Below are 21,892 nucleotides of genomic sequence, written 5' to 3' on the forward strand. Positions count from 1 at the left end.
ACCTCTATATAGTTGATTTGTTCCGATAACCTGCTGAGGCGATTCTACACGAAGGGTCACGCCGGTTGCGTCATCGCAGGTGTAATCTTTTGTTTCTATGTGGGAATTTCTTACAACAGATTATGGCGTGGTGCCAGCCTTGGGCAGCCCGGTGCTGGCTTCCCACACGACGGTCGGCGTCCACCCGGTGGCCAGCAGCGTGGCCTGCATCACGGTGGCGGCGTTGTCCCTCGCGGTATTCAATATTGTTGGCTGGCTGCACGCGGCCTGCACCGCTTTCTGCGCCGTGGCCAGTACGTTGTTCATGGCCGTGGTGCGCGTTTGCGCCGATGGAATGAACGCCTGCAAGCCCTGGTCGGTGATCGCATAGAAGTACGAGCCACCCTTGGCGCGCGGTTCGTGGTTGATGCGCGCCTGCAGGGGCGAGGGCGCCGGCAGCACGACCGTCAGCGTGCGCGCCGTGTTGTCGATGTCTTCGTAGCGCGCCTGGCGCAGGTCGGTGGCCAGCGTGCAGTCGCCGCGCGCGACCAGCAGCACGCGGGTGCTGCCAAGCCGGACTTCCCATTGCGACCACGGGATGTCCACGGCATTCGGCTGCGTGAATTCGATCACGTCCGAATAGTTCATCTTGAGCGACACCAGATGCCCCATCTTCTCGAGCGACACCAGCGGCGGCGGTGCGGGCGCTTCGTCGGCCGGGCGCTTGATGAGCGCGAAGGTAATGGCGGCAGCGAGGACGGCGACGAGCAGGATGGGCAGGTGTTGCGATGGTTTCATGGGCGGCAGGGGCGGGTGCGTTGGCGGAGTCGGCGGCTAGTCTATCCGATCCTGTGGATGGCTGTCGTTCACCGGTGTGCCGTTGCCGCCTGCGGCATAATCACGTGATTACAGGAGGAACCCATGCCAGGTCTTACCGATGCCGCTGTTCTCGACGCGTGGTCGCGCAACGTCGACCCCTGGACCACCGCCGTGCGGGGAGGTGAGATCGAAACCCGCATGCTGGTCACCAATGCCGCCATCGTCGATGCGGTGCGCAGCCTTGATCCGGCCACCGGCGTCGATCTCGGTTGCGGCGAAGGCTGGCTGGTACGTGCGCTGCCGGGCGTGGCGATGGTCGGTGTCGATGCGATTGCCGCGCTGGTCGAGAAAGCCAATGCCGCTGGCGGCGGCGACTTTTGCGTGCTGTCGTTCGAGCAGATCGCGCAGGGCCAGCTGGCGCTGGCAGTCGATGTCGCAGTCTGCAATTTCTCGTTGATCGGCAACGAGGCGGTCGATGGCCTGCTGCGCGCAGCGCCAACCTATCTGCGCGAGGGTGGCTCGCTGGTCGTGCAGACCGTGCATCCGCTCATGGCGTGCGGCGATGCGCCGTATGCCGACGGCTGGCGCGCTGGCAGCTGGGCAGGCTTTTCCAGCGACTTCGCCGATGCGCCGCCGTGGTACTTCCGCACGATCGCGGGCTGGGTCGCGCTGTTCGCAGCAAACGGGTTGCGCGTCACTGCGATGCGCGAACCGCTGGATCCCCATACCGGCAAGCCGGTCTCACTGATCTTGATCGGGCAGCTGGAAGCGTGATGCGTCGATCGACCGCGCTCAGCGCAGCAGCTTGAGCCCCGGCGGCAGCGCATCGCCCAGCATGCGCGCTTCGCTGGCCTGATCCAGTTCCACGACCTCGCGCACCATCGCTGTCCATGCCGGCGGCGCGCCGCTGGCGGCCAGGCGGCGCAGCACGTCGCCGCGCACCGCATCATCGATGTCGCGCGAGCGGTCGCCCGTCATGCGCGCGATGTGGGCGGCGGCAAAGCCGGCTGGCTCCACCTTGCGCCAGTCGAGCAGCAGGAGCTGGCGCAGCCAGCCCTCGGCCACGTCGGGCGGCGCTACCTCGTGCGCGCTCGACTGGAACGACTGGCGCGCACCCACGCGGCCCAGCGCCCACAGGTAGCGGCCGTAGCGCGCGCTGGCGCGGGCATCGAGCTTGCCGCCGGCAGGGATGTCGGCGATCTGCTTGAACAGCCATTCCCCGATCTCGGCCTTGTAGGCCGATGGGATGCGTTCGAGCGACGCGCCCACGCGCAGCAGGTCTTCTTCGCTGCCGTCGACCAGCGTGACGGGACGCCGGCCACGCTCGGCGGCATCGGCCTGCAGGTTGAAGGCGAAATCGTCCAGCACGCGCAGTTGCGCATCGAGCGACAGGCCGCCGGCCACGCGGCGCCACAGCGTCCACCATTCGGCGCGCACCTGGCTGTCCTTGTGGTGCTGCACGCCCGCCTCGAACAGGGCCCACAGCCCCTCCATGCGCCACTCGTCGAGCGGGTGGCCGAAGCCGGGGCGCAGGCTGTAGCCGGCCAGGTTGAGCCACGCGCGCTCGTGCTCTACCGAGCGGCGCCGGCCTTTCGCTCGCGCCATCAAGGCGTCGAACAGGCGGCGCAGCAGCGGCGTGGTCCAACTTTCGCGCGGGCCGAGCAGATGTTCCAGGCCAGCACGCAGTTGCTTGACTTCTTTCGGCTCGATCTGTTTCGAGCGGGCGCCAAACACGCGCTCGATCTTGTCGATCGCCGCGTCGAGGTTCGCGGGCAGGGCCTCGTCCGGCGCGTCGATATCGCCGTCATCATCGCTATTGCCACGCAACTGGAACGCCAGCTGCCAGCGCCCGCCGCCGTCTTCGGCGACGCAATGCACTTCGAGTGAACCGACCTCGCTCAGCGTCGTCACCAGGTGCACCGGAATTTCGGCCGTGGCGCCGGATCCTGATTTGCGCAGCACTGTCGCGATTGGCGGCAGTCGCACCACGTCGGCCAGGTCGAGATCGACCAGGTCACCGGCCTGTGGCGCCGCGCCGGCATCGGCAATCGTCGAGACCAAGTGAAAGCGCACTGGCCGGCCGACGCGCAGCGCGAAGCTGCGGTTTGCCAGCGTGACTTCCGTGGCGGCCGGCGTGCCGCGTGGCAGCAGGCAGACGGCGCGCAGCAGGCCGGCGCGCGCTTCGCCGTCGAGTAGCAGGTAATAGTTGCGGGCCGCGCCGCTGTCAATGGCCGGCGCCAGACCCTGGCGCGCCAGCGCGTAGGCGACGCCGCCACGGGCGACGGCGATATCGGGATTCTCGTTGTGCAGCACGCGTACTGGGGCACCGCGCCAGCCGCTCAGCGTGTCGATCAGGCGCCTGGCCAGTGCGGCGCCCCTGAACACGCCGCCGTTGAGCAGCACCGTATCCGGAATCGGGATCGCGCCGTCTTCCAGGCCGAGCGCCTCGCGCGACGCCGCCGCATGCTGGCGCAAAAAGCTCGCCAGATGTCGCGTGATGGCGGGGTCGCTCGCGTACGGCAGGCCGAATTCGACGATGCCGGCGCGGGCGCGCGTCGGTTCTTCCTGCGCCGCGTTGAGCGGCAGGAAGCCATCGAGCACGATGCGCTCGATGTCGCTGCGCAGCAGGTCGGCCTTGCGAGCGGAGCCGATCAGGCGGCTGCCAGCGCCAAGCAGCGTGACGGCGACCGACTCGGGTGCATCGTCGGCCAGCAGTTGTTCCTTGGCGGCGCGGCAGCGTTCCGTGAGCTGGGCCAGGCGCGCGGCCGACAGACGTATGCGCGCGGCGTCATTGCCATTGTGGTCGCCGGATTGTTCCGCCATGCGCGCTTCGATCAGGTGGGCCAGCGCCAGGTCCATATTGTCGCCACCCAGGATCAGGTGGTTGCCCACGCCGATGCGTGTCAGGTGCGGCTCGCCATCTTTGGTATCGACCTTGACCAGGCTGAAGTCGGTGGTGCCACCGCCGACGTCGGCCACCAGCACCAGCCGCGCATCGCCCAGATCGTCGGCCAGGCTGGCGCGATGGCGGTACAGCCAGTCGTACAGCGCGGCTTGCGGTTCTTCCAGCAGCGCGACCTGTGGCAGGCCGGCCAGCCTGGCCGCTTCGAGCGTCAGCGCGCGGGCGCCTTCGTCGAACGACGCCGGCACCGTGAGCACGATCTGCTGGCGTTCGAGGGGTTGTTTGGGAAAGCGTGCATTCCATGCGGCGCGCAGGTGCGCAAGATAGCTGGCGCTGGCAGCCACCGGCGAGACCTTGGACACGTCGTTGTCGACACCCCACGGCAGGATCGGCGCCATGCGGTCGACGCCGTCGTGCGACAGCCAGCTCTTGGCGCTCGTGACGAGCCGGCCCGGCGTGGCCGCACCGAGCACGCGCGCCAGGCGCCCCAGCGCAACGCGCTCGACGCCGGCGACGTCCGCCTGCTGCCAGGGCAGTTGCAGGGCGCCGGGCGCCAGTTCGTCCGGCCCCGGGTGGTAGCGCATCGACGGCAGCAGCGGTGCGCCGGCCACTTCGCCGGGCGCCACCAACTGATCGATCTGGAATAACTCGATGCCGCCCGGGCCATTGCGGCCGTAGGCCAGCACCGTGTTCGTGGTGCCCAGATCGATGCCGACGAGCCAGGTCACTGGACCCCGGCCGCCGTACGCACGTCGAACTCGATCTTCCAGCGCTGGCCGTCACGCGCCACCGCCAGCAGTTCGAGCGTGCCGGCATCCGTCGCCAGCGCATGCAGTTTTACCTGCACAACATCACCTGCTGCGCGGCCATCGGCCGGCAGCGTGGCCTGGATCTCGTTCATTTCGTGCAGCTCGTCCGGACCCCAGAATTCGAGCACGTCGCCGATGCGGTCCTGGCGTCGCGTGGTGGAGCCGAAGAAGCGGAACGTGACCGGCTCTCCGATCACCAAGCCGAACTCCTGGCCCGGCAGTTCGAGTTCGCTGCCTTCTTCCATGCCGAACGGCGCCACGCACAGGGCTTCGAGTGGTGGTTCCATGCCCGGGATGGCCGGCATCGACGATTCGACGCCAACGTAGTACGAGCGCGCCGTGCCGCCGCGAATGCGCACGCCACCGCCACGCCGCGCGTAGCTGAAGTAGGCCGCGCCGCGCGCGACAGCCAGATCGAGGTCCGCGCCTTCGAGCATGCGCGCCGGTTCGGCGCCTTCCATGTACAGCCAGTCATTGATGGTGTCCATCACGCGCTGCGCCAGGATGCCGGACTTGAACACGCCGCCGTTGAACAGCACTGCGCTCGGATGCAGGAACGTGTGGTCGGCCGTGACGCGGCCACTGAAGCCTTCGAGTTCGGCGGTGGCGCCGGCCTGGCGCGCGAGGAACGCGGCCAGGTGGCGCGTGATCGCGGCGTCCTGCGCATACGGCAGGCCAAGCTGGGTCAGGCCGGCGCGGGCGCGCACGGTCGGCCGGGCCGAGGCTTCCACGCGCGGGAAGAAGCCGTCGGTGATGAAGGCGGTGACTTCGTCGCGCGTGAGTTCGGTGCGGATCGAGCCGCCGATGAGTTTCGAGCCGCGGCTTGGCACCACGATCGGGTGCGTCGTTGCGTTGGCGTCGGCCAGTAGCGCTTCCTTGGCGCTGCGGCAGCCGTAGGTGAGTGCGCGCATCTGCCAGGCGTCGAGCTGCGTGCCGTTGGCCGAGAGTTTGCGGGCCACGAAGTGAGCCAGCGCCAGGTCCATATTGTCGCCACCGAGCAGGATATGGTCACCCACGGCGACGCGGTGCGGTTCGAGCTTGCCGTCGCGTTCAAGGATCGCGATCAGCGAAAAGTCGCTGGTGCCGCCGCCGACGTCGACTACCAGGATGATGTCGCCGGGTGCGACCTGCTTGCGCCAGCGACCGCTGCTGCCCTGGATCCAGCTGTACAGCGCCGCTTGCGGCTCTTCGAGCAGGGTCGGCGTGAAGCCGGCAAGGCGCGCGGCGTCCAGCGTCAGCTCGCGCGCGCCCGGATCGAACGAGGCAGGGATGGTGACGGTGACCGATTGCTGGTCGAACGGCGCTTCGGGGTGCGCGGCGTTCCAGGCCTGGCGCAGATGGCGCAGGTAGTGGGTCGATGCATCCAGTGGCGAAACACGGGTGACTTCGTCCGGAGCGTCCGTCGGCAGGATCGCGGCGCGGCGATCCACGCCCGGGTGACACAGCCAGCTCTTGGCCGACGAGACCAGGCGGATCGGCGTGGTCGCGCCGCGGTTACGTGCCATCTCGCCGGCAATCGCGGTTTCTTCAGTGTCGCTCCATGGCAGCGCGCGTTCGCCGGCCGGCAGTTCGTCCGGGTGCGGCAGATACAGGAACGATGGCAGCAGCGGCAGCGCCTCGATCGTGCCGGGCGCAGTCAGTTGCGGGATCGGCAGCACGGCGTCGACGGCCTGTTCGCCATCGCTGGCCTGCAGGTCGACATACGACAGCGCGCTGTGGGTCGTGCCCAGGTCGATGCCGATGGCGTAGCGCGGTTCGGCCGCGTTGTTCAACGGGTCGTTGGAGGAGTTGTTCACGATGTCGTTCACAGTTCCACCTCCGCCGGGGCCAGCACGCGTGCATCGTGGCGCTCGGCCAGTTGCGGCAGCGTGACGCTGGCGGCGCGCCAGCCGCGATGGCTCAGGGTGCCGTTGAACGGCGCCGTGCCGACCACGTTGCCGGTCAGGCGCACGCTGGCGGCATCGAAGCCTTCATTCAGCGTGATGCGGGCGCCTTCAGCTTCGCTGCGCACCGGCTCGATCGTGAAGTGCTCACGCAGTACGCGCGCGCAGCCTTCGTGCACGACGCGCGCGGCGGCGCCGATGTCGGCATCCGAATAGCTGGTGAGATTTTCGTGGGCGAAGTCGATCAGGCGCGCTTCGCGCTGGAAGAGGCTCAGCAACTGCAGGGCCGAATCCGGCGTCGGCGCGCGCAGGGGCGTCGGTGCTGGCGCTGGCTTCACGACAGGTGCAGGTGCCGGTGCCGGGGCCGGCACTGGTGCCGGAGCGGCGGTCGGGCCGACGCCGTCATCGCGCACGCGCGCGGCGAATTCGGCGTCGCCGAGCGATTTGAACAGGGCGCCGAAGGCGATCGACAAGCGGCTGAAGAAGCCGGGCAAATTGGTCTGTTGGGTCATGGTTGTTTTGATTGGTCAGTGCGAAAGCGGCGACCCGGCGCATCCGGCGCCAGGGAATGCCGCTCCCAAAAGAGGCGCATGATACCAGCAGGCGCACCGTTGGCGCACTGACAAGACATGGTCAGGGTTGGCCGACAGCGCGCGCGCCGCTCGTCAGCGCTGCTGTGTAATCGGTGAAATCGCCAAGGCCGCGCTTGATGATCGTGACGAGGGCGGGCAGGGGCGCGGCCTGGTAATCCCATTCGGCGCGGCAGAATTCGCCGGTGCGCTTGAGGTTTTCGGCCACGACCGGGACGATCCAGCCATGCTCGGCCAGTAGCGTGATGACCTCGCGTTCGTCCTGCGCTGGCCCCAGGTGCGCGCAGCCGATCACGTAATCGCCCATCTCGATTGCCGCTTCCCAGGCGCGGATCACGTTGAGCGTGGCCGCATCCTGGCGCGTGATGTCGTCGGTGAACGTGGTGGGGTCGCGCTCGTATTCTTCGCGGGCGCGGTTGCAGCAGCGTTCGATGATGCCGGCTTTCTTCAGAAGAAGATCGGTACTCACTGCGTTGCTCATTAACAACTCCATGATCACTGGACACCAAACAGATATATGGCGCCAAAGCGCCGATCTACAAGGTGTCCACACGGTAGACAAAATGAAAAGCGCTTGCCAAGCCCCGTTTCAACGAGTACTGTACGTTTATACAGTACTTGCATTGTTATCACCATCATGAATCCTTCTTCCATCTTTGCTGCGCCAGAGGCATTGCACCCATCGCTGTGGCGTGCTTCGCAGCTGGCGCATGCCGACACGCGCTGCATCGACACGGGGCACGCCACCTTGTCGGGCCAGTTGCCGGGCGGTGGCTGGCCCGGCGGCACCCTGGTCGACCTGTTGCTGCAACAACCCGGCATCGGCGAAATGCGGCTTCTGCGTCCGGCGCTGGCCGCCTGCGCATCGCGCCGCATCGTGCTGCTGCAACCACCCCATCCACCCCAGGCGCTGGCACTGGCCGCGCTGGGCCTCGATCCATCCCAATTGCTGTGGCTTCGCTCGACGCGCAGCGCCGATGCCCTGTGGGCAGCCGAGCAGGTCTTGCGCAGCGGCAGTTGCGGTGCGCTGCTGTTCTGGGCCAACCACGTGCGCAGCGACAGCCTGCGCCGCCTGCACCTGGCGGCGCAGGGTGGCGAAACCCTGTTCTTCATGCTCCGCCCCTTGTCTGCCGCGCAGGATGCATCGCCCGCGCCGCTGCGCCTTGCGCTGCGCCCGGCCGCCGGCGGCATGACGGTCGACTTCATCAAACGCCGGGGACCGCAGCGCGACGCGCCGCTGTTCCTGCCCCTTGGTTCTTCACTACTGCAACGCCATGCGCCTCTGGATCGGCCTGTATTTGCCCCAGCTACCGCTCGAAGTCTTCAGCCCACGCTGGTGCAATAGCAGTAGCAATGGCGGCGGTGCCGATGGCGCCGATGCTGCCGACGCTGTTGTTGTAGCTGCTGCTGCGGGCGATCCCGGCATCGTGGTTCTGGAACAGGAGCGGGTCATGGCCTTGTCGAAAGCGGCGCACATCGAAGGCGTGCTGCCCGGCATGCGGCGTGGCGGCGTGCTGATGCTGATGCCCGACGCGCGCATCGTCCAGCGCAGCCACGAGCGTGAGGCCGAGGCCTTGCAGGCAGTGGCGATGGCGATGCTGCAGTACACGCCGCAAGTGGCGCTGGCCGAAGAATCCACGCTGCTGCTCGACATCGGGGCCAGCCTGCGCCTGTTCGGCGGCATCCGGCAGTTGTGCGAGCAGGTACGCGCCAACCTGCGCACGCTCGGCTTTACGGGTTGCATTGCCTGCGCGCCCACCGCGCGCGGCGCCTGGCTGCTGGCGCGCCGCAATGCGGGGCGCGCGGTCAAGATGGCGTCGCTCGTGCGGCGGCTCAATCGCCTGCCGGTGAGCCTGCTGCCACCGGCGCGGCCGTTCGCGACCTGGTTCGATGGCCTGGGCTGCCGCCGGCTGGACGAATTGCAGCGCCTGCCCCGGCCCGGTCTGCAGCGGCGCTGCGGGCGCGCGCTGCTCGACATGCTCGACGCCGCGTATGGCCACAGTCCCGAACTGTTGCAGTGGATCGAGCCGCCCGAACGTTTTCAGGCCCGGCTCGAACTGTTCGACCGGCTCGAACACGCCGACCTGCTGCTGGCCGGCGCCCACCACCTGGTGCTGCAGATGACGGGCTGGCTGTGTGCGCGCCAACTGGCGGTCGAACGCATCCTGCTGCTGCTCGAGCACGAACGGGGCAGGGTGGCATGTCCGCCCACGGCGGTCGAAGTCGCGCTGGCCGAACCCACGTGGCGCGACGAACACCTGATGCGGCTGCTGCGCGAACGCCTGGCCAAGCTCGAACTCGTCGCACCCGTGATCGGCATCCGGCTCGAAGCCCAGCAGTTGCAGGCGATGGCGCCGCCGACCGACTCGCTGTTTCCCGATCCCGGCGGCAGCGAAGAAGACCGCATGCGCATGATCGAACTCCTGGTCGCGCGCCTGGGTCCCGACAACGTGCTGCAGGCGCTGCCCCATGCCGATTACCGGCCCGAGATCGCCAACGCCTGGGTGCCGGTGCACGAGAAAGTGAGCACGGCGGCGCGCGCCGCCCAGATGCCGCCCGATGTGCAAAGCCTGCCCCGGCCAAGCTGGCTGCTGGCCAAGCCGCTTGCGCTGCTGATGCGCGACCACCGGCCGTTCTATGGCTCGCCGTTGCGGGTAGCGTCCAATCCCGAGCGCATCGAGGCTGGGTGGTGGAGCCAGACGCAGACGCGCGATTATTTCATCGCCGAAGGCAAGGACCACGCGCTGTACTGGATCTACCGCGAGCGCATCAACGGCTCGGGCGAGGATGCGGCGCCGCGCTGGTTCCTGCATGGCTTGTTCGGGTGAGGCGATGCCTGTCAACGTGTCGCCAGCGCGCGCCAGCGAACGGACCGTTTGCGCCGGTCAGGCATACTTCAGCGATCGACAGTCGACAGGAGAACCCATGAAATCATCCATTCATCTCGCCGCCCTGGCCGCTTTTACGTTCGCCGCTTCGGCCCACGCTGCCACGCAGCAGACGCTGGAAACGTCCGGCTTTACCGTCAAGATCGTGCAGCAGTGCGAAGAAGGCAACGTCACCTGCGACGACGTGCGCTACACCGGCACCAGCAAGAAGACCGGCAAGGCAATCAAGCTGCGCGGCAAGACCATGCACTCGATGGCAGCCGATGGCGTCACGCCCGGTGCCTTCCAGGGCTATGTGTTTCGCTCGGGCCGCGTGAACTACACCGTGTACGCCGATGGCCGGCTGGTGGTCACCGAGGGCAAGAAGACGCTTGTGAACCAGCGTGGCGAATGGAAGTAGTCCTGGCCCGCACTCGATGGGCGGCGAATGGTGTCGCCCGGTTAAATCACCATGCTCAATCCGGCGCCAGCAACTGTTCCAGCCGGCGCGGATAGTGATTTAAAAAATCGCGCGTCACGGCGTAATGTTCCGTGTCCTCATACCCGATCTCGGCAATGCCGTTGCCGTCGAATACCAGGATCTTCGCGCCAGGATAGGCAAGCAGAATCGGCGAGTGCGTCACGATGATGAACTGCGACTGATCCTGCACCAGTTGATGCATCGCCCGCAACGCTGCCAGCTGGCGGGTGGGCGAGAGCGCCGCCTCGGGTTCATCGAGCAGGTACAGGCCATTGCCTCGGAATTTGTCGAGCAGCACACTCATGAATGCTTCGCCATGCGAGCGCGCATGCAGCTGCTTGTTGCCATAGCCGCCGAAGACACTGGTCTCCGGCATCCGGTCGAGGTAGGTCGCGAGATTGTAGAAGCTCTCGGCCCGAAGAAAATAGCCGTCCTTGGGCCTGCGCGTGCTGCGCGACATCCGAATGTGATCCGCCAGCCGGGTGTGCTCGCCGGACGTGTTCAGCAAGCGGTTGTTCAGCGTGCCGCCTTCGATGCCAAAGCCCAGTGCCAGCGCGATCGCTTCCAGCATGGTCGACTTGCCGCTGCCATTCTCGCCAACGAAGAAGGTCACGTCGGCGTGGAACTCGATCGATTGCAGTTCGCGCACGGCAGGAATGTTGAACGGGAAGTCATCGAAGCCGACCTCGTTGCCGAAGTCGGCCCACACGCGTTGCAGGTAAGGCTTGGCGCTGAAACGATGCATGGCGAAGGCTCGGGAATCGGCAGTGCCGCCAGTGTGCCACACCCTGTGCCCGCCGGCCTCGCAGCGTTACCCATCGCGCTCCGCAAGCACGATGCGCACATGCTGCTTGCGCCCGGCCGACAGAAGCCATTCGCTACCGGCAGGAAGCGCCATATCGGCATCCATCACCGCCACGCCATCAAGCCGCAAGCCGCCGCCCGCCGCCAGGCGCCGCGCCGCACTGCGCGACGCCGCCAGGCCAGCATCGACGGCAAGTTCGGCCAGCGTGATCCCGGCCGCGAAGCGCGCCGCATCGAGCGCGAACGTTGGCATGTCGTCGCGCCGCGCGTCGCCAAAGGCCGCTGCTGCAGCGCGCAGCGCCGCATCGAGCGCGTCCTGCCCGTGCGCCAGCCGCGTCGCTTCATTGGCCAGCACGATCTTCGCATCGTTCAGCGCCGCGCCCTGCAATGCGCCCAGGCGCCGCACCTCGGTCATCGGCAGTTCGGTAAACAGTGCGAGGAAGCGCGCCACGTCGCGGTCGTCGACATTGCGCCAGAACTGCCAGAAGCCGTAGGGCGACAGGCGGTCGGCGTTGAGCCACACGGCGCCGCCCGCCGACTTGCCCATCTTCTTGCCGTCGCTCGTGGCCAGCAGCGGCATGGTCAGGCCATACAGGTCCAGGCCCGACTGGCGCCGGCCCAGATCGATGCCGTTGATGATGTTGGCCCACTGGTCGGCTCCGCCGATCTGCAGCGTGCAGCCGTGACGGCGCGCCAGTTCGGTGAAGTCGTACGCCTGCAACAGCGTGTAGCCGAATTCCAGGAATGACAGCGAGTGTTCGAGGCGCGAGCGGATCGCATCGAACGTCAGCATCCGGTTGACGCTGAAGTGGCGCCCCACCTGGCCCAAAAAGTCGAGGTAACCCAGGCCATCGAGCCATGCGGCATTGTCGACCACCGGCACGTCCGGGCCGAGGTAGCGTGCGAAGGCGCGGCCGATACCGGCAATGTTCGCGTCGATCGCCGGGCCGTCCAGTACCGGCCGCGTGGTGTCACGAAAACTCGGATCGCCAATGCGTGTGGTGGCCCCGCCAATGAGCAGCAGGGGGTGGTGGCCCGCGCGCTGCAGCCAGCGCATCAGCATGAAACCTTGCAGGTGGCCGACATGGAGGCTGTCGGCGGTTGCGTCAAAGCCCAGGTAGGCGGTGATGGGCGTGGCCATGGCGTGGCGCAGGCCAGCGACGTCGGTGCATTGGTGGATGAAGCCGCGTTCTTGCAGAACGTCGAGCAGGTCGATCGGGATGGACATAGAGTCTCCTGGAGTGGAACGCCCAGGAAGACCGGTTACCCGTACATGTCCGCCTGAAGCGGACCGGGTTGCGTGAAAGCCCCTACCGCTGCGAGGTGCGGTAGGCGTAATAGCTGGCTGGGGAAGTCACGATGAAAGTCATGGATCGATCTTAGCTGCATGCCGGCGCATGCGTCAAGCGTCGGGGCAGCGCCGCGACGCTTGCTTCAGTACTTACTTCAGTGCTTACTTCAGCGCCTTGAACAAGACCTCGAGGCGGTCCTTCGTGCCCGGAATGCGTTCCAGGCGCGGATAGCGCAGGCCGTCGCGGTAATCGAGCGAGATCGTGCGCAGGTTGTTCCCCTTGCGTACCAGGAGTTCAAGCGGCGCCTTGCCATCCTTGGCCGCGCGCACTGCTGCCTTGAGCACGTCGCCCTTGTAGACACGGTTGTTGACCGCGACGATCGTCGTGTTGGCCGCCAGGCCCGCGCGGAAGCCCACGCCGTCCCAGATCACGCCCGTGATGCCGCCATCGGCGCGCACCTGGAAGCCCAGCGAGTACGTGAAGTCGGCGGTCTTGTTGCGATCTTCCGCGCCGCGCGCTGCGTCGGTTGGCGTGTCGCCGTAAACCAGCTTCCAGCCGGCGCGCTTGAGACCATCGAGCGGGGCGCCCGGGCCGTGGCCGTCCAGGCGCGCGCGCAGGAACGGCGCCCAGTCGTATTTCTGCACCTTGTTCAAGGCGGCCACCACATCGTGGAACGTGTAGTAGGTGGTCTGCGTGCTGCCATTGTCGATGCCGAAGAAGGCGCGCGCGAAGTCCTGCAGGCCGCGCTGCTCGCCCGACATCTCGCGGATCATCGTGTCGACGTCGAGCCAGATCAGCATGCCCTCGGTGTAGTAATCCTCGCTGCGCTGCCAGTTGCCCCAGCCGATCGGACGGCGCCCGTTGATGATCGGGTCGTTGACGGTATCCTGGACTGCGCGCCAGTCGCGGCCCTGCGTGGCGTCGTAGCGCGCCGCGTCGGCCGCCAGCGCATCGCGCGCGTGGGTTTGCGAGACCAGGCCCGAACGCGCGGCGAGCACCTTGCCCCAGAACTGGGTCTGGCCTTCGTACAGCCACAGCAGCTCGTTCTGCAGCGGCGTGTTGAAGTTGGCGACATCCTGGCCTGCGGGCCGGCGGAACTTGCCGTTCCACGAGTGGACGAATTCGTGCGGCAGCAGCTCGCGCCCGGCCTCGTTGCGGTTCCACTCGGTGAAGTATCCGAGCTTGACGCCGTTCTCGCTCGATTGCTGGTGCTCGCGACCGATGCCGCCGAATTCGTCCGAGATCGCAAACAGGAAATCGTACTGGCGATAGTGGTGCGACCCGAACAGCTTGAGCGCCTGGTCGACCATCGCGCGGTGCAGCTTGATCTGGTCCGGCTTGGCCTCGAGGTTTTCGGGATTGTCGGCCACGACATTGAGCATCACCGGCTGCTGCGCGCCCGGCGCCAGGTCGATGCGCTTGAAGTAGCGGCCCGCGAACAGGGGCGAATCGACCAGCGTGTCGAGATCATGCGGCTTGAAGCGCACTTCGTCGCCGGTGCGTGCTTCGACCGCCAGCGAGCTGGCGAACTGCCAGCCGGCGGGCAGGCGCAGCGTCGGCTGCACGGTGATGCGGCGCGCCTGGTAGCCGGCCGGGTACAGCGCCACCGACTGCCACTGCACGCCGAGGATGTCGTCGGTCATCGTGATGCGGCCCTGCGTCGTATCGAGCGGCGACAGGAACTGGTATTCGGCTTCCAGCGTGGTGGCGCCTTCCGGCACGACGACGTGGAACGCATACACGTTGACCGGGTCGCGCTTCCATTCCACTGGCTTGCCGCCGGCGCGGAATTTCAGGCCGGCGAGCTGGGTCAGCGGAATGTTCGGGCCGTGGTTCCCCGGCGCCCACTGCGGATACAGCAGCGTCATCGGGCCAGCCTGCACGGGCATCGACAGGCGCATCCTGAAGACCTGCTGCGACAGATTGCTCGCGTCGACATGCAGCGCGATCGTGCCGGGATACGGCGCGTCGCCGACGGCGGGAAGCTGGGCCGAGGCAGGCAGGGCCAGCGCCAGGGCCAGAGTCAGGGCCAAAGCGCTCGCCGGACGGGCAGCGCGTGCGAAGAAGGTGCGGGATGCGGTCATGGGAAAAGGCAGGGAAGGGAAGCCGGGCAGTGTAGCACCGCCTGTCGGGCTGAATTTCCCTTGATACATCATGCAAACAAAATTTGGAAAAATATTTTGAATTCCGTATTTTGCTTGTCTTGATTTCGCGATGGATGGCATTAGATTGGTACCAGCGGATGCTCAACTGAGGTCCGCACCCTTATCGCTTAACTTTACAAGGATAACTATCATGCGTACTTACGACCTGACCCCCCTCTACCGTTCCGCCATCGGTTTCGATCGCCTGGCCAGCCTGCTCGAGCAACGCGCCGAGTCGCAGCCAAGCTACCCGCCGTACAACATCGAACTGGTGAGCGAAGACCAATACCGCATCGTGATGGCGCTGGCCGGCTTCACCCGCGACGAAGTCGAGATCATCACCGAGCGTGACAGCCTGCACGTTACTGGCCGCAAGCAGAAGGATGACGCCCAGCGCACCTTCCTGCACCGTGGCATCGCAGCACGCGATTTCGAGCAGCGCTTCCAGCTGGCCAACCACGTGAAGGTCACCACGGCGTCGTTCGACAACGGCATGCTCACCATCGAACTGGTGCGTGAAGTGCCCGAGGCGCTCAAGCCGCGCAAGATCGCCATCGGCGATGCTGCCGGTACCACCATCAGCGGCGACAACGTCCAGGCACTGGAACAGCGCGCTGCCTGAGTTGAGCAGATGATGCAGTAACGGTTTGAACGGAGGGCGCCTGCAGCATCGGGGCGCCCTTGTCCTATCTGGCGGGCCTCGTGTCTGCGCAGCCGCAAACCGTGTGCATTAAGGCGCGTCTAAGGGGTGTTGTCTGTCAACTTAAGTATGGTCTAAGACGGCTGCGCGACACTAGCCTCATCGAATCTCGATCACCGATTCACCGAATTTTCATCAGGAGCACATCCATGTCGAACCCAAGTGCCGTTACTGCCATCACTGCCAAACGCCTGACGCTGGCCCTGTGTGCCGCGGGCGTCATCGGCGGCGCGGTCGGTGCCATCGCTGTCAATCACAATAACGCTACTGCCAATGCTGCTCCGCCTAGCGTGCCCGCGGTCGTCGCGGCCGCCCCTGGTGCTGCGCCGGCTGCTGCCGTGGGCGCACCGTCGTCGACGGTGGCGCTGCCCGACTTCACGCGCATCGCCGCGCAACAGGGCAAGGCCGTGGTCAATATCCGCGTCGTTGGCGGCACCAAGACGGCCGCCCGCGGTGGCGGCGGTGCCGGCGGCATGCCGAGCCTCGACCCTGGCCATCCGTTGTATGAGTTCTTCAAGCAGTTTCAGGACCCGCGCTCCGGTGGTGAGCGCGGTGGTCGTGAAGCGCCCGTTTTCGGCGCTGGATCGGGCTTCATCGTAAGCCCGGACGGCGTCATCCTTACCAACGCACACGTCGTGCAGGGCGCTGACGAAGTCACGGTCAAGCTGCAGGATCGCCGCGAGTTTCGCGCCAAGGTCCTGGGCTCCGACCCGCGCACCGACGTGGCTGTGTTGAAAATCGACGCCAAGGGCTTGCCCGTGGCGCCGATCGGCAAATCGAAGTCGGTCCTGGTGGGTGAGTGGGTGCTGGCCATCGGTTCGCCGTATGGTCTCGAAAGCACCGTCACCGCCGGCGTGGTCAGCGCCACCGGTCGTTCCATCTCGGACGGCAGCGTGCCGTTCATCCAGACCGACGTTGCGGTCAACCCCGGCAACTCGGGTGGCCCGCTGTTCAACACGCGCGGTGAAGTGGTCGGCATCAATTCGCAGATCTACAGCCAGACCGGCGGCTACCAGGGCCTGTCGTTCTCGATCCCGATCGATCTTGCCGTGCGCATCAAGGACCAGATCGTCGCCACCGGCAAGGTGCAGCATGCCAAGCTCGGTGTGGGCGTGCAGGAAGTCGGCCAGAGCTTCGCCGATTCGTTCAAGCTCGAATCGGTTGAAGGCGCCCTGGTGAGTAACGTCGAACGTGGCAGCCCGGCCGAGCGTGCCGGCCTGAAATCCGGCGACGTGATTCGCACCGCCAACGGCACGCCGATCGTCTCGTCGGGCGACCTGCCGGCGATGATGACGATGGCCAAACCGGGCGACAAGATCGCCATGGACGTCTGGCGCGACGGCAAGCTGGTGCGTATCGATGCGACGCTGGCCGACGCAGCCGAGAAACCACGCCGCGGCCAGATGGAAGACGTGGCCGGCGTCGTCGACAACAGTGCGAAGCTGGGCCTGTCATTGCGGCCCCTGGAGCCGATCGAGCGTCGCCAGAGCGGCATCGCGGCTGGCCTGCTGATCGAAGACGCTTCGGGCGCCGCCGAAATGGCCGGCATCGAGCCGGGCGATGTGCTCATCTCGGTCAACGGCCGGCCCGTGACGTCGGTGGTCCAGGTGCGCGAGATGGTCGCCAAGGCCAGCAAGTCGGTGGCCCTGCTGATCCAGCGCGACGGTCAAAAAATCTTCATCCCGGTGCGGATCGGTTAATTGGTTAAGATAGCGTAGCGCCCTCGGGTCGCACTTTTACAACGGGGGATGTATGCGGCTGCTGCTGGTGGAAGACGATACGATGATCGGCGAAGTAGTGCTCGACCTGCTCAGGGCCGAGCACTACGCAGTCGACTGGGTCAAGGACGGCGAAATGGCCGACACGGCCCTGCTGCAGAACCAGAACTACGATCTGGTGCTGCTCGACCTGGGGCTGCCGCGCAAGGATGGCCTCGAAGTACTGCGCTCGATGCGCGCGCGCAAGGACCGCACCCCGGTGCTGGTCGCCACCGCGCGCGACTCGGTCGCCCAGCGCATCGCGGGCCTGGATGCCGGCGCCGACGATTACGTTCTCAAACCTTACGATCTCGACGAACTGCTCGCGCGCCTGCGCGCGCTGCTGCGGCGCGCTGCCGGGCGCGCCGAGCCGATTTTCGAATACCGTAACATCACGATCAATCCGGTCACGCGCGAAATCATGGTCGACGGCACCCAGGTATCGCTGTCGGCGCGTGAGTGGGCCGTGCTCGAAGCGCTGGTCGCCCGGCCCGGCGCCGTGCTGTCGCGCGCGCAGCTCGAAGAAAAGCTGTACAGCTGGCGCGATGAAGTCTCGAGCAATGCGGTGGAAGTGTATATCCACGGCCTGCGCAAGAAACTGGGCAGTGACCTGATCCAGAACGTGCGCGGCGTCGGCTACATGGTGCCGAAAGCATGAAAATGACGCACTCGCTGCGCGGGCGCCTGCTCTGGTTCCTGCTCGCGGCGATCACGATTGCAGCGGTGGCGCAGGCGACGATCGCCTACCGCACCGCGCTGCACGACGCCGACCAGATCTTCGACTACCACATGCAGCAGATGGCCCTGTCGCTGCGCTCGAGCACACCGCTGTCGAACGACGAAGCGCGCGCGCGGCAGGAAGCTGAAAGCGCCGGTGGCAACGACGACATGGTGGTGCAGATGTGGTCTCCCGATGGCGCCCAGATGTTCCACAGCGTCTCGCGTGCGCGCCTGCCGCAGCGCGCGGTGCTGGGCTTTTCGAACGTGCGCGCCAACAGCACGACCTACCGCGTGTTCTCGATCCAGACCTCAAATCAAACCGTGCAGGTCGCGCAGGACCTGGCCGTGCGCCGCAATATGGCGGGCAATCTGGCCCTGCGTACGCTGGGGCCCATCGCGGTCATGATGCCGATCCTGATGCTGGTCGTGTGGTGGGTCGTGAGCGGCTCGCTGCAACCGGTGGCGCGCGTGCGCTCGCAGGTGGCGTCGCGCCAGGCCGACGATCTGTCGCCCGTATCCGATACCGGCTTGCCCGACGAAGTGCGCCCGCTGGTGCAAGAACTGAACCTGCTGTTTGGCCGCGTGCGCACTGCGTTCGAGGCCCAGCAGAACTTCGTGGCCGACGCCGCGCACGAACTGCGCACGCCGCTCGCGGCGCTGCGCCTGCAGGCGCAAAGCCTCGACCGCGCCGATACGCCCGAAGCGCGCCAGGTCGCGGTGGGCCGCCTGACGGCCGGCATCGACCGCGCCACGCGCCTGGTCGAGCAGCTCCTGATCCTGGCGCGGCAGGAAGCCACCGCCGCCGAAGGCTCGGCGGCCAAGACCCGGCCGGTGGACCTGGCCGACCTGGCGCGTCGCACGGCCGCCGACCTGGCCGGCGTGGCCGCCGCCAAGGGCGTCGATCTGGGCCTGCAGCAGGCCGACCCGGCCAGCATCGACGGTCAGCCCGACGCGCTGCAGATCCTGCTGCGCAACCTGGTCGACAACGCCGTCAAGTACACCCCGGGTGGCGGCACCGTCGACATCTCTGTGCTCAGCGGCGCCGGTACGGTGGCCGTGCAAGTGGAAGACAGCGGCCCCGGCATCCCGCCGGAGGAACGCGAACGCGTGTTCGACCGCTTCTACCGCGTGGCCGGCAGCGAGGCCGCCGGCAGTGGCCTGGGCCTGGCCATCATCAAGGCGATCGCCGAGCGCCATGGCGCAGTGCTGACCCTGGGTTCCTCCGAGCGACTGGGTGGCTTGATGGCGACCGTCACGTTCAAGACGCCAGTACAGACAAGCCTCTAGCAGCGCAGCTCGTGATAACGCTGACGCAGGTTGAGGGTGTCATGCGCCAGCGTCTCCCTTGAATCGCGCGCGGGCCCGAGCTGCTCGATGCGTTCGTTGTCGACGATCGCCGCTTCGAGTGCGCGGCATTCGCGCTGTGCTCCAGCATCCAGCGCTTGACGTCGAACCGCTGTGGCGTACTGCTGCTCGTTCATGCCTAGAAGCGGTTTCAAGGCGCGGGCCATGCCCTCCTGTTGATATTCGCGCGCGACCGTCGCGCCCACGCGGGACGTGCCCGACAGCTTGTCGACACCGCGCGCGGGCACCACGTCGAGCCGCTTCGCGCCGAGGCACGGTACGTCGGTATAGGCGATCTTGCCAGCCACCTCACATTTGTAGATCGTGCGGCTGGGTGCCGGCAGCTGCGCATGCGCGGGCAGCGAGGCAAGTACCAACAACAGCTTGCCAGCTATGGCAGTCTTGATTCTGAATGGGATGGTGCACATGGTGTCTGCTGCCGCCTTGCTGTCAAGCCAGGCAGAATACCGCAGCAGGCAGGGGCAAAATAGCGTCAATTGTCACGCCGACGCGCTGTGCATACTCACGGTAAAATAACCGGTTTGGCGGCTTTTTGTCCGCCTGTCTGCATACCGGGAAACCCATGAACAAGAACATATTGGCTGCCAGCGTACTGGCGGCAACGGCCGGCCTGGCGTCAAGCCAGGACATCGTCAAGATCGGCCATGTGGCCGGGATCACCGGGCCCGTGGCCTACTTTGGCAAGGACACCGAGAACGCCACGCGCATGGCGATCGAACACCTCAACGCGCGCGGCACCACGATCGCTGGCCGCAAGGTGACGTTCCAGCTGGTGGCCGAAGACGACGCGGGCGACCCGAAACAGGCCACCAGCGTGGCGCAGAAACTGGTCGACGCAAAGGTGAATGGCGTGATCGGACACCAGACGTCGGGTACCACGATTCCGGCGTCGAAGATCTATCACACCGGCGGCATCCCGCAGATCTCGCCATCGAGCACCAGCCCGAAATACACGCAGCAGGGCTTCAATACGGCGTTTCGCACGATTGCCAACGATGTGCAGCTGGGCCAGGCCCTGGGCCGCTACGCGACCGGCGCCATGAAGGTGCGCCGCGTGGCCGTCGTCGATGACCGCACGGCCTACGGCCAGGGTCTGGTGATGGAATTTTCCAGAAGCCTGCAACAGCAGGGCGGCACGATCGTCGCGCGCGAATTCACCAACGACAAGGCGACCGACTTCAGCGCCATTGTCACCCGCATCCGCGCCACCAAGCCGGACATGGTCTTCTTCGGTGGCCTGAGCGCCACGGCCGGCCCGATGCTGCGCCAGATGAAGCAGCTGGGCATGAACGTGCGCATGATGGGCGGCGACGGCATCTGCTCGGACGAGATCTTCAAGCTCTCCGGCGGCACCATGGCCGACGGTCAGGTCGTGTGCGCGGAAGCGGGCGGCGTGCGCGGTGAAGGCAAGGCGGGCATGGACAAGTTCCGCGCCGACTACAAGAAGCGCTTCGGCATCGATGTGCAGATCAACGCACCGTATGCGTACGACGCGACGATGGTCATGGCCGATGCAATGGTCAAGGCCGGATCGGCCGCCCCGGCCAAGTACCTGCCATTCCTGGCCAAAGCCAACTACAAGGGCGTGACCGGGCCGGTGGCGTTCGATGCCCGCGGCGATGTGCGCGACGGAACGATCACCTTGTACGGGTTCAAGGGCGGCAAGCGCTCCTTGATCGCGGTGACCAAGTAGGGTGGACGGCTGCGCCGTCCACGCGTTCAAACAGTCATCAGGTGCCGGAAAGTCGGCTCGATATTCTTCGCGTGCAGGTGGCGCACGATGTCCTCCAGCGTCGCGTCTTTCAGCAGCAGGCCTGCCGGCGGCGCAGGCGCGGACGCAGATGCAGCCACGGACGCGGGCGCAGGCGCAGGCACCACTACCGGCGCCCTCACCGCGGCCGGTTCGAGCAGGCGCCATGCGTGCTCGAACTGCTCCGCATCGATACTCTCCAACCCTTCCAGAAACCCAGCCTGCCCGTTCGGCGGCGGCTGCATGTCCAGCCCCGGTTCGTCAGCAAACGACGCGCCCATTCCCGGGTGGATGAAGGCGGCCCATTTGCCGGTGCGCGGGTGCAGGCAGGGCGGCAGGGCGACCGGCGCGCGCACCGCGTCCGGCGCCAGCTCGACCTCGGGGAAGTACGCATCGCGCAGGCGTTCCAGAAAAGCCTGCGCGCGCTCGGCCGGCACCGGCGTGACGAGCGACAGCCACAAATAATAGGCGTCGCCGCCCGAGATGCTCACCGCCGGCGCGGGCAGTTTGAGCGTCGTCTGCAGTGCATTGGCCACTTCGCACAGCCGCGTCCAGTGCGCTTCACTGTCGGCGCCCTTCGTCTTGCGAAACGGGATCATCATGGCGCGCGTCTGGCCGTCGCCGCCCGTCAGGCTGACCGGCAGTGCAAGGATGTCGGACGGCAGTACATCGGCTGGAAGATACAGCCGCATCAATTCGGCAATCAGTTTGTGCATGGTGTTCTCGCTGGAAAGCGGGCATTTTGACACATCGCGTACGCCAATACCCTGTGGTACGGTGCCAACACCCATTCCTGCGTGAAAAGCCAGGCGATTACTTTTTTTTGGATTTAAAACGATTCCGGCGAAAAAAACATATCGCAGAAATGGCTGCGATATTCTTTCAATCACTTTTATAAGCAATTGCGTTATTTAAGTTATCGCAAATATTTACACCAAGAAACGCGCTGAACAAGCGTATGCAATCCGGTTGCAAACCATTTAAAAATATCGCATTCTCGTCTCCGGCATTCGATCATCAGAATGCACAT

Annotated in this window: 19 protein-coding genes; 9 read left to right on the top strand and 10 right to left on the bottom strand. The window is 66.1% G+C overall.

The genetic code is table 11. The features are described 5' to 3' along the window. Nucleotides 1-120: 120 nt before the first annotated feature. Entirely contained in the window at nt 121-777 is a 657-nt protein-coding gene (locus tag IFU00_04660) for a DUF4230 domain-containing protein (protein MBD8541575.1), read from the bottom strand. Nucleotides 778-900: 123 nt separating this feature from the next. Here IFU00_04660 and IFU00_04665 point away from each other — a divergent pair, with 123 nt between their 5' ends. After that, nucleotides 901-1,572, top strand: a complete 672-nt coding sequence (locus IFU00_04665) for a methyltransferase domain-containing protein (GenBank protein MBD8541576.1) — start codon at nt 901-903, stop codon at nt 1,570-1,572. Nucleotides 1,573-1,590: 18 nt separating this feature from the next. Here IFU00_04665 and IFU00_04670 read toward each other — a convergent pair whose 3' ends face one another. The 4 genes from IFU00_04670 to IFU00_04685 form a co-directional block, all read right to left on the bottom strand. Continuing rightward, entirely contained in the window at nt 1,591-4,428 is a 2,838-nt protein-coding gene (locus IFU00_04670; GenBank protein ID MBD8541577.1) for a hsp70 family protein, read from the bottom strand. After that, complete coding sequence (locus IFU00_04675; protein MBD8541578.1) at nt 4,425-6,281, bottom strand: Hsp70 family protein; 1,857 nt, start codon at nt 6,279-6,281, stop codon at nt 4,425-4,427. The genes IFU00_04670 and IFU00_04675 overlap by 4 nt, the downstream gene beginning before the upstream one ends. Before the next feature lie 32 nt (nt 6,282-6,313). Next, nucleotides 6,314-6,904, bottom strand: a complete 591-nt coding sequence (locus tag IFU00_04680) for a DUF2760 domain-containing protein (protein MBD8541579.1) — start codon at nt 6,902-6,904, stop codon at nt 6,314-6,316. Between the two features lie 121 nt (nt 6,905-7,025). Beyond that, entirely contained in the window at nt 7,026-7,451 is a 426-nt protein-coding gene (locus tag IFU00_04685) for a DUF86 domain-containing protein (protein ID MBD8541580.1), read from the bottom strand. Between the two features lie 168 nt (nt 7,452-7,619). Between IFU00_04685 and imuA the strand changes: the two genes are divergently transcribed. The 3 genes from imuA (at nt 7,620) to IFU00_04700 (ending at nt 10,270) form a co-directional block, all read left to right on the top strand. Next, nucleotides 7,620-8,327: a translesion DNA synthesis-associated protein ImuA gene (imuA, locus tag IFU00_04690; GenBank protein ID MBD8541581.1), complete on the top strand. Its 708-nt coding sequence runs from the start codon at nt 7,620-7,622 to the stop codon at nt 8,325-8,327. Then, nucleotides 8,257-9,810, top strand: a complete 1,554-nt coding sequence (locus IFU00_04695) for a DNA polymerase Y family protein (GenBank protein ID MBD8541582.1) — start codon at nt 8,257-8,259, stop codon at nt 9,808-9,810. The genes imuA and IFU00_04695 overlap by 71 nt, the downstream gene beginning before the upstream one ends. Before the next feature lie 97 nt (nt 9,811-9,907). Further along, nucleotides 9,908-10,270 carry a hypothetical protein gene (locus IFU00_04700; protein ID MBD8541583.1) on the top strand — a complete coding sequence of 121 codons (363 nt, stop codon included), beginning with the start codon at nt 9,908-9,910 and terminating at the stop codon, nt 10,268-10,270. Between the two features lie 55 nt (nt 10,271-10,325). On the opposite strand, the gene IFU00_04705 is transcribed toward IFU00_04700, so the two are convergent. The 3 genes from IFU00_04705 to IFU00_04715 form a co-directional block, all read right to left on the bottom strand. Next, complete coding sequence (locus IFU00_04705; GenBank protein MBD8541584.1) at nt 10,326-11,075, bottom strand: AAA family ATPase; 750 nt, start codon at nt 11,073-11,075, stop codon at nt 10,326-10,328. A gap of 66 nt (nt 11,076-11,141) precedes the next feature. Beyond that, nucleotides 11,142-12,362 (bottom strand): tyrosine--tRNA ligase, encoded by a 1,221-nt coding sequence (locus IFU00_04710; protein MBD8541585.1) that lies wholly within the window; start codon nt 12,360-12,362, stop codon nt 11,142-11,144. A gap of 225 nt (nt 12,363-12,587) precedes the next feature. Next, nucleotides 12,588-14,510 (bottom strand): M61 family metallopeptidase, encoded by a 1,923-nt coding sequence (locus IFU00_04715; protein MBD8541586.1) that lies wholly within the window; start codon nt 14,508-14,510, stop codon nt 12,588-12,590. A 211-nt stretch (nt 14,511-14,721) separates the two neighbouring features. Here IFU00_04715 and IFU00_04720 point away from each other — a divergent pair, with 211 nt between their 5' ends. The 4 genes from IFU00_04720 (at nt 14,722) to IFU00_04735 (ending at nt 19,034) form a co-directional block, all read left to right on the top strand. Further along, nucleotides 14,722-15,192 (top strand): Hsp20 family protein, encoded by a 471-nt coding sequence (locus IFU00_04720; GenBank protein MBD8541587.1) that lies wholly within the window; start codon nt 14,722-14,724, stop codon nt 15,190-15,192. A 227-nt stretch (nt 15,193-15,419) separates the two neighbouring features. After that, nucleotides 15,420-16,970, top strand: coding sequence for a Do family serine endopeptidase (locus tag IFU00_04725; GenBank protein ID MBD8541588.1), 1,551 nt, complete (start codon nt 15,420-15,422; stop codon nt 16,968-16,970). Nucleotides 16,971-17,022: 52 nt separating this feature from the next. Next, entirely contained in the window at nt 17,023-17,685 is a 663-nt protein-coding gene (locus IFU00_04730) for a response regulator transcription factor (GenBank protein ID MBD8541589.1), read from the top strand. Continuing rightward, nucleotides 17,682-19,034: a sensor histidine kinase N-terminal domain-containing protein gene (locus IFU00_04735; GenBank protein ID MBD8541590.1), complete on the top strand. Its 1,353-nt coding sequence runs from the start codon at nt 17,682-17,684 to the stop codon at nt 19,032-19,034. The genes IFU00_04730 and IFU00_04735 overlap by 4 nt, the downstream gene beginning before the upstream one ends. Here the strand turns inward: IFU00_04735 and IFU00_04740 are convergent. Then, a complete protein-coding gene (locus IFU00_04740) occupies nt 19,031-19,519 on the bottom strand; it encodes a hypothetical protein (protein ID MBD8541591.1) in 489 nt (162 codons plus the stop codon). The two genes, IFU00_04735 and IFU00_04740, sit on opposite strands and share 4 nt — an antisense overlap. A gap of 155 nt (nt 19,520-19,674) precedes the next feature. Between IFU00_04740 and IFU00_04745 the strand changes: the two genes are divergently transcribed. Continuing rightward, a complete protein-coding gene (locus IFU00_04745; protein ID MBD8541592.1) occupies nt 19,675-20,805 on the top strand; it encodes a branched-chain amino acid ABC transporter substrate-binding protein in 1,131 nt (376 codons plus the stop codon). Nucleotides 20,806-20,831: 26 nt separating this feature from the next. Here the strand turns inward: IFU00_04745 and IFU00_04750 are convergent, their stop codons facing one another. Next, complete coding sequence (locus tag IFU00_04750; protein ID MBD8541593.1) at nt 20,832-21,578, bottom strand: hypothetical protein; 747 nt, start codon at nt 21,576-21,578, stop codon at nt 20,832-20,834. Between the last annotated feature and the right edge of the window lie 314 nt (nt 21,579-21,892).

Origin of the sequence: Oxalobacteraceae sp. CFBP 8761, from assembly GCA_014841595.1 — a bacterium.
Classification (GTDB): domain Bacteria; phylum Pseudomonadota; class Gammaproteobacteria; order Burkholderiales; family Burkholderiaceae_D; genus Telluria.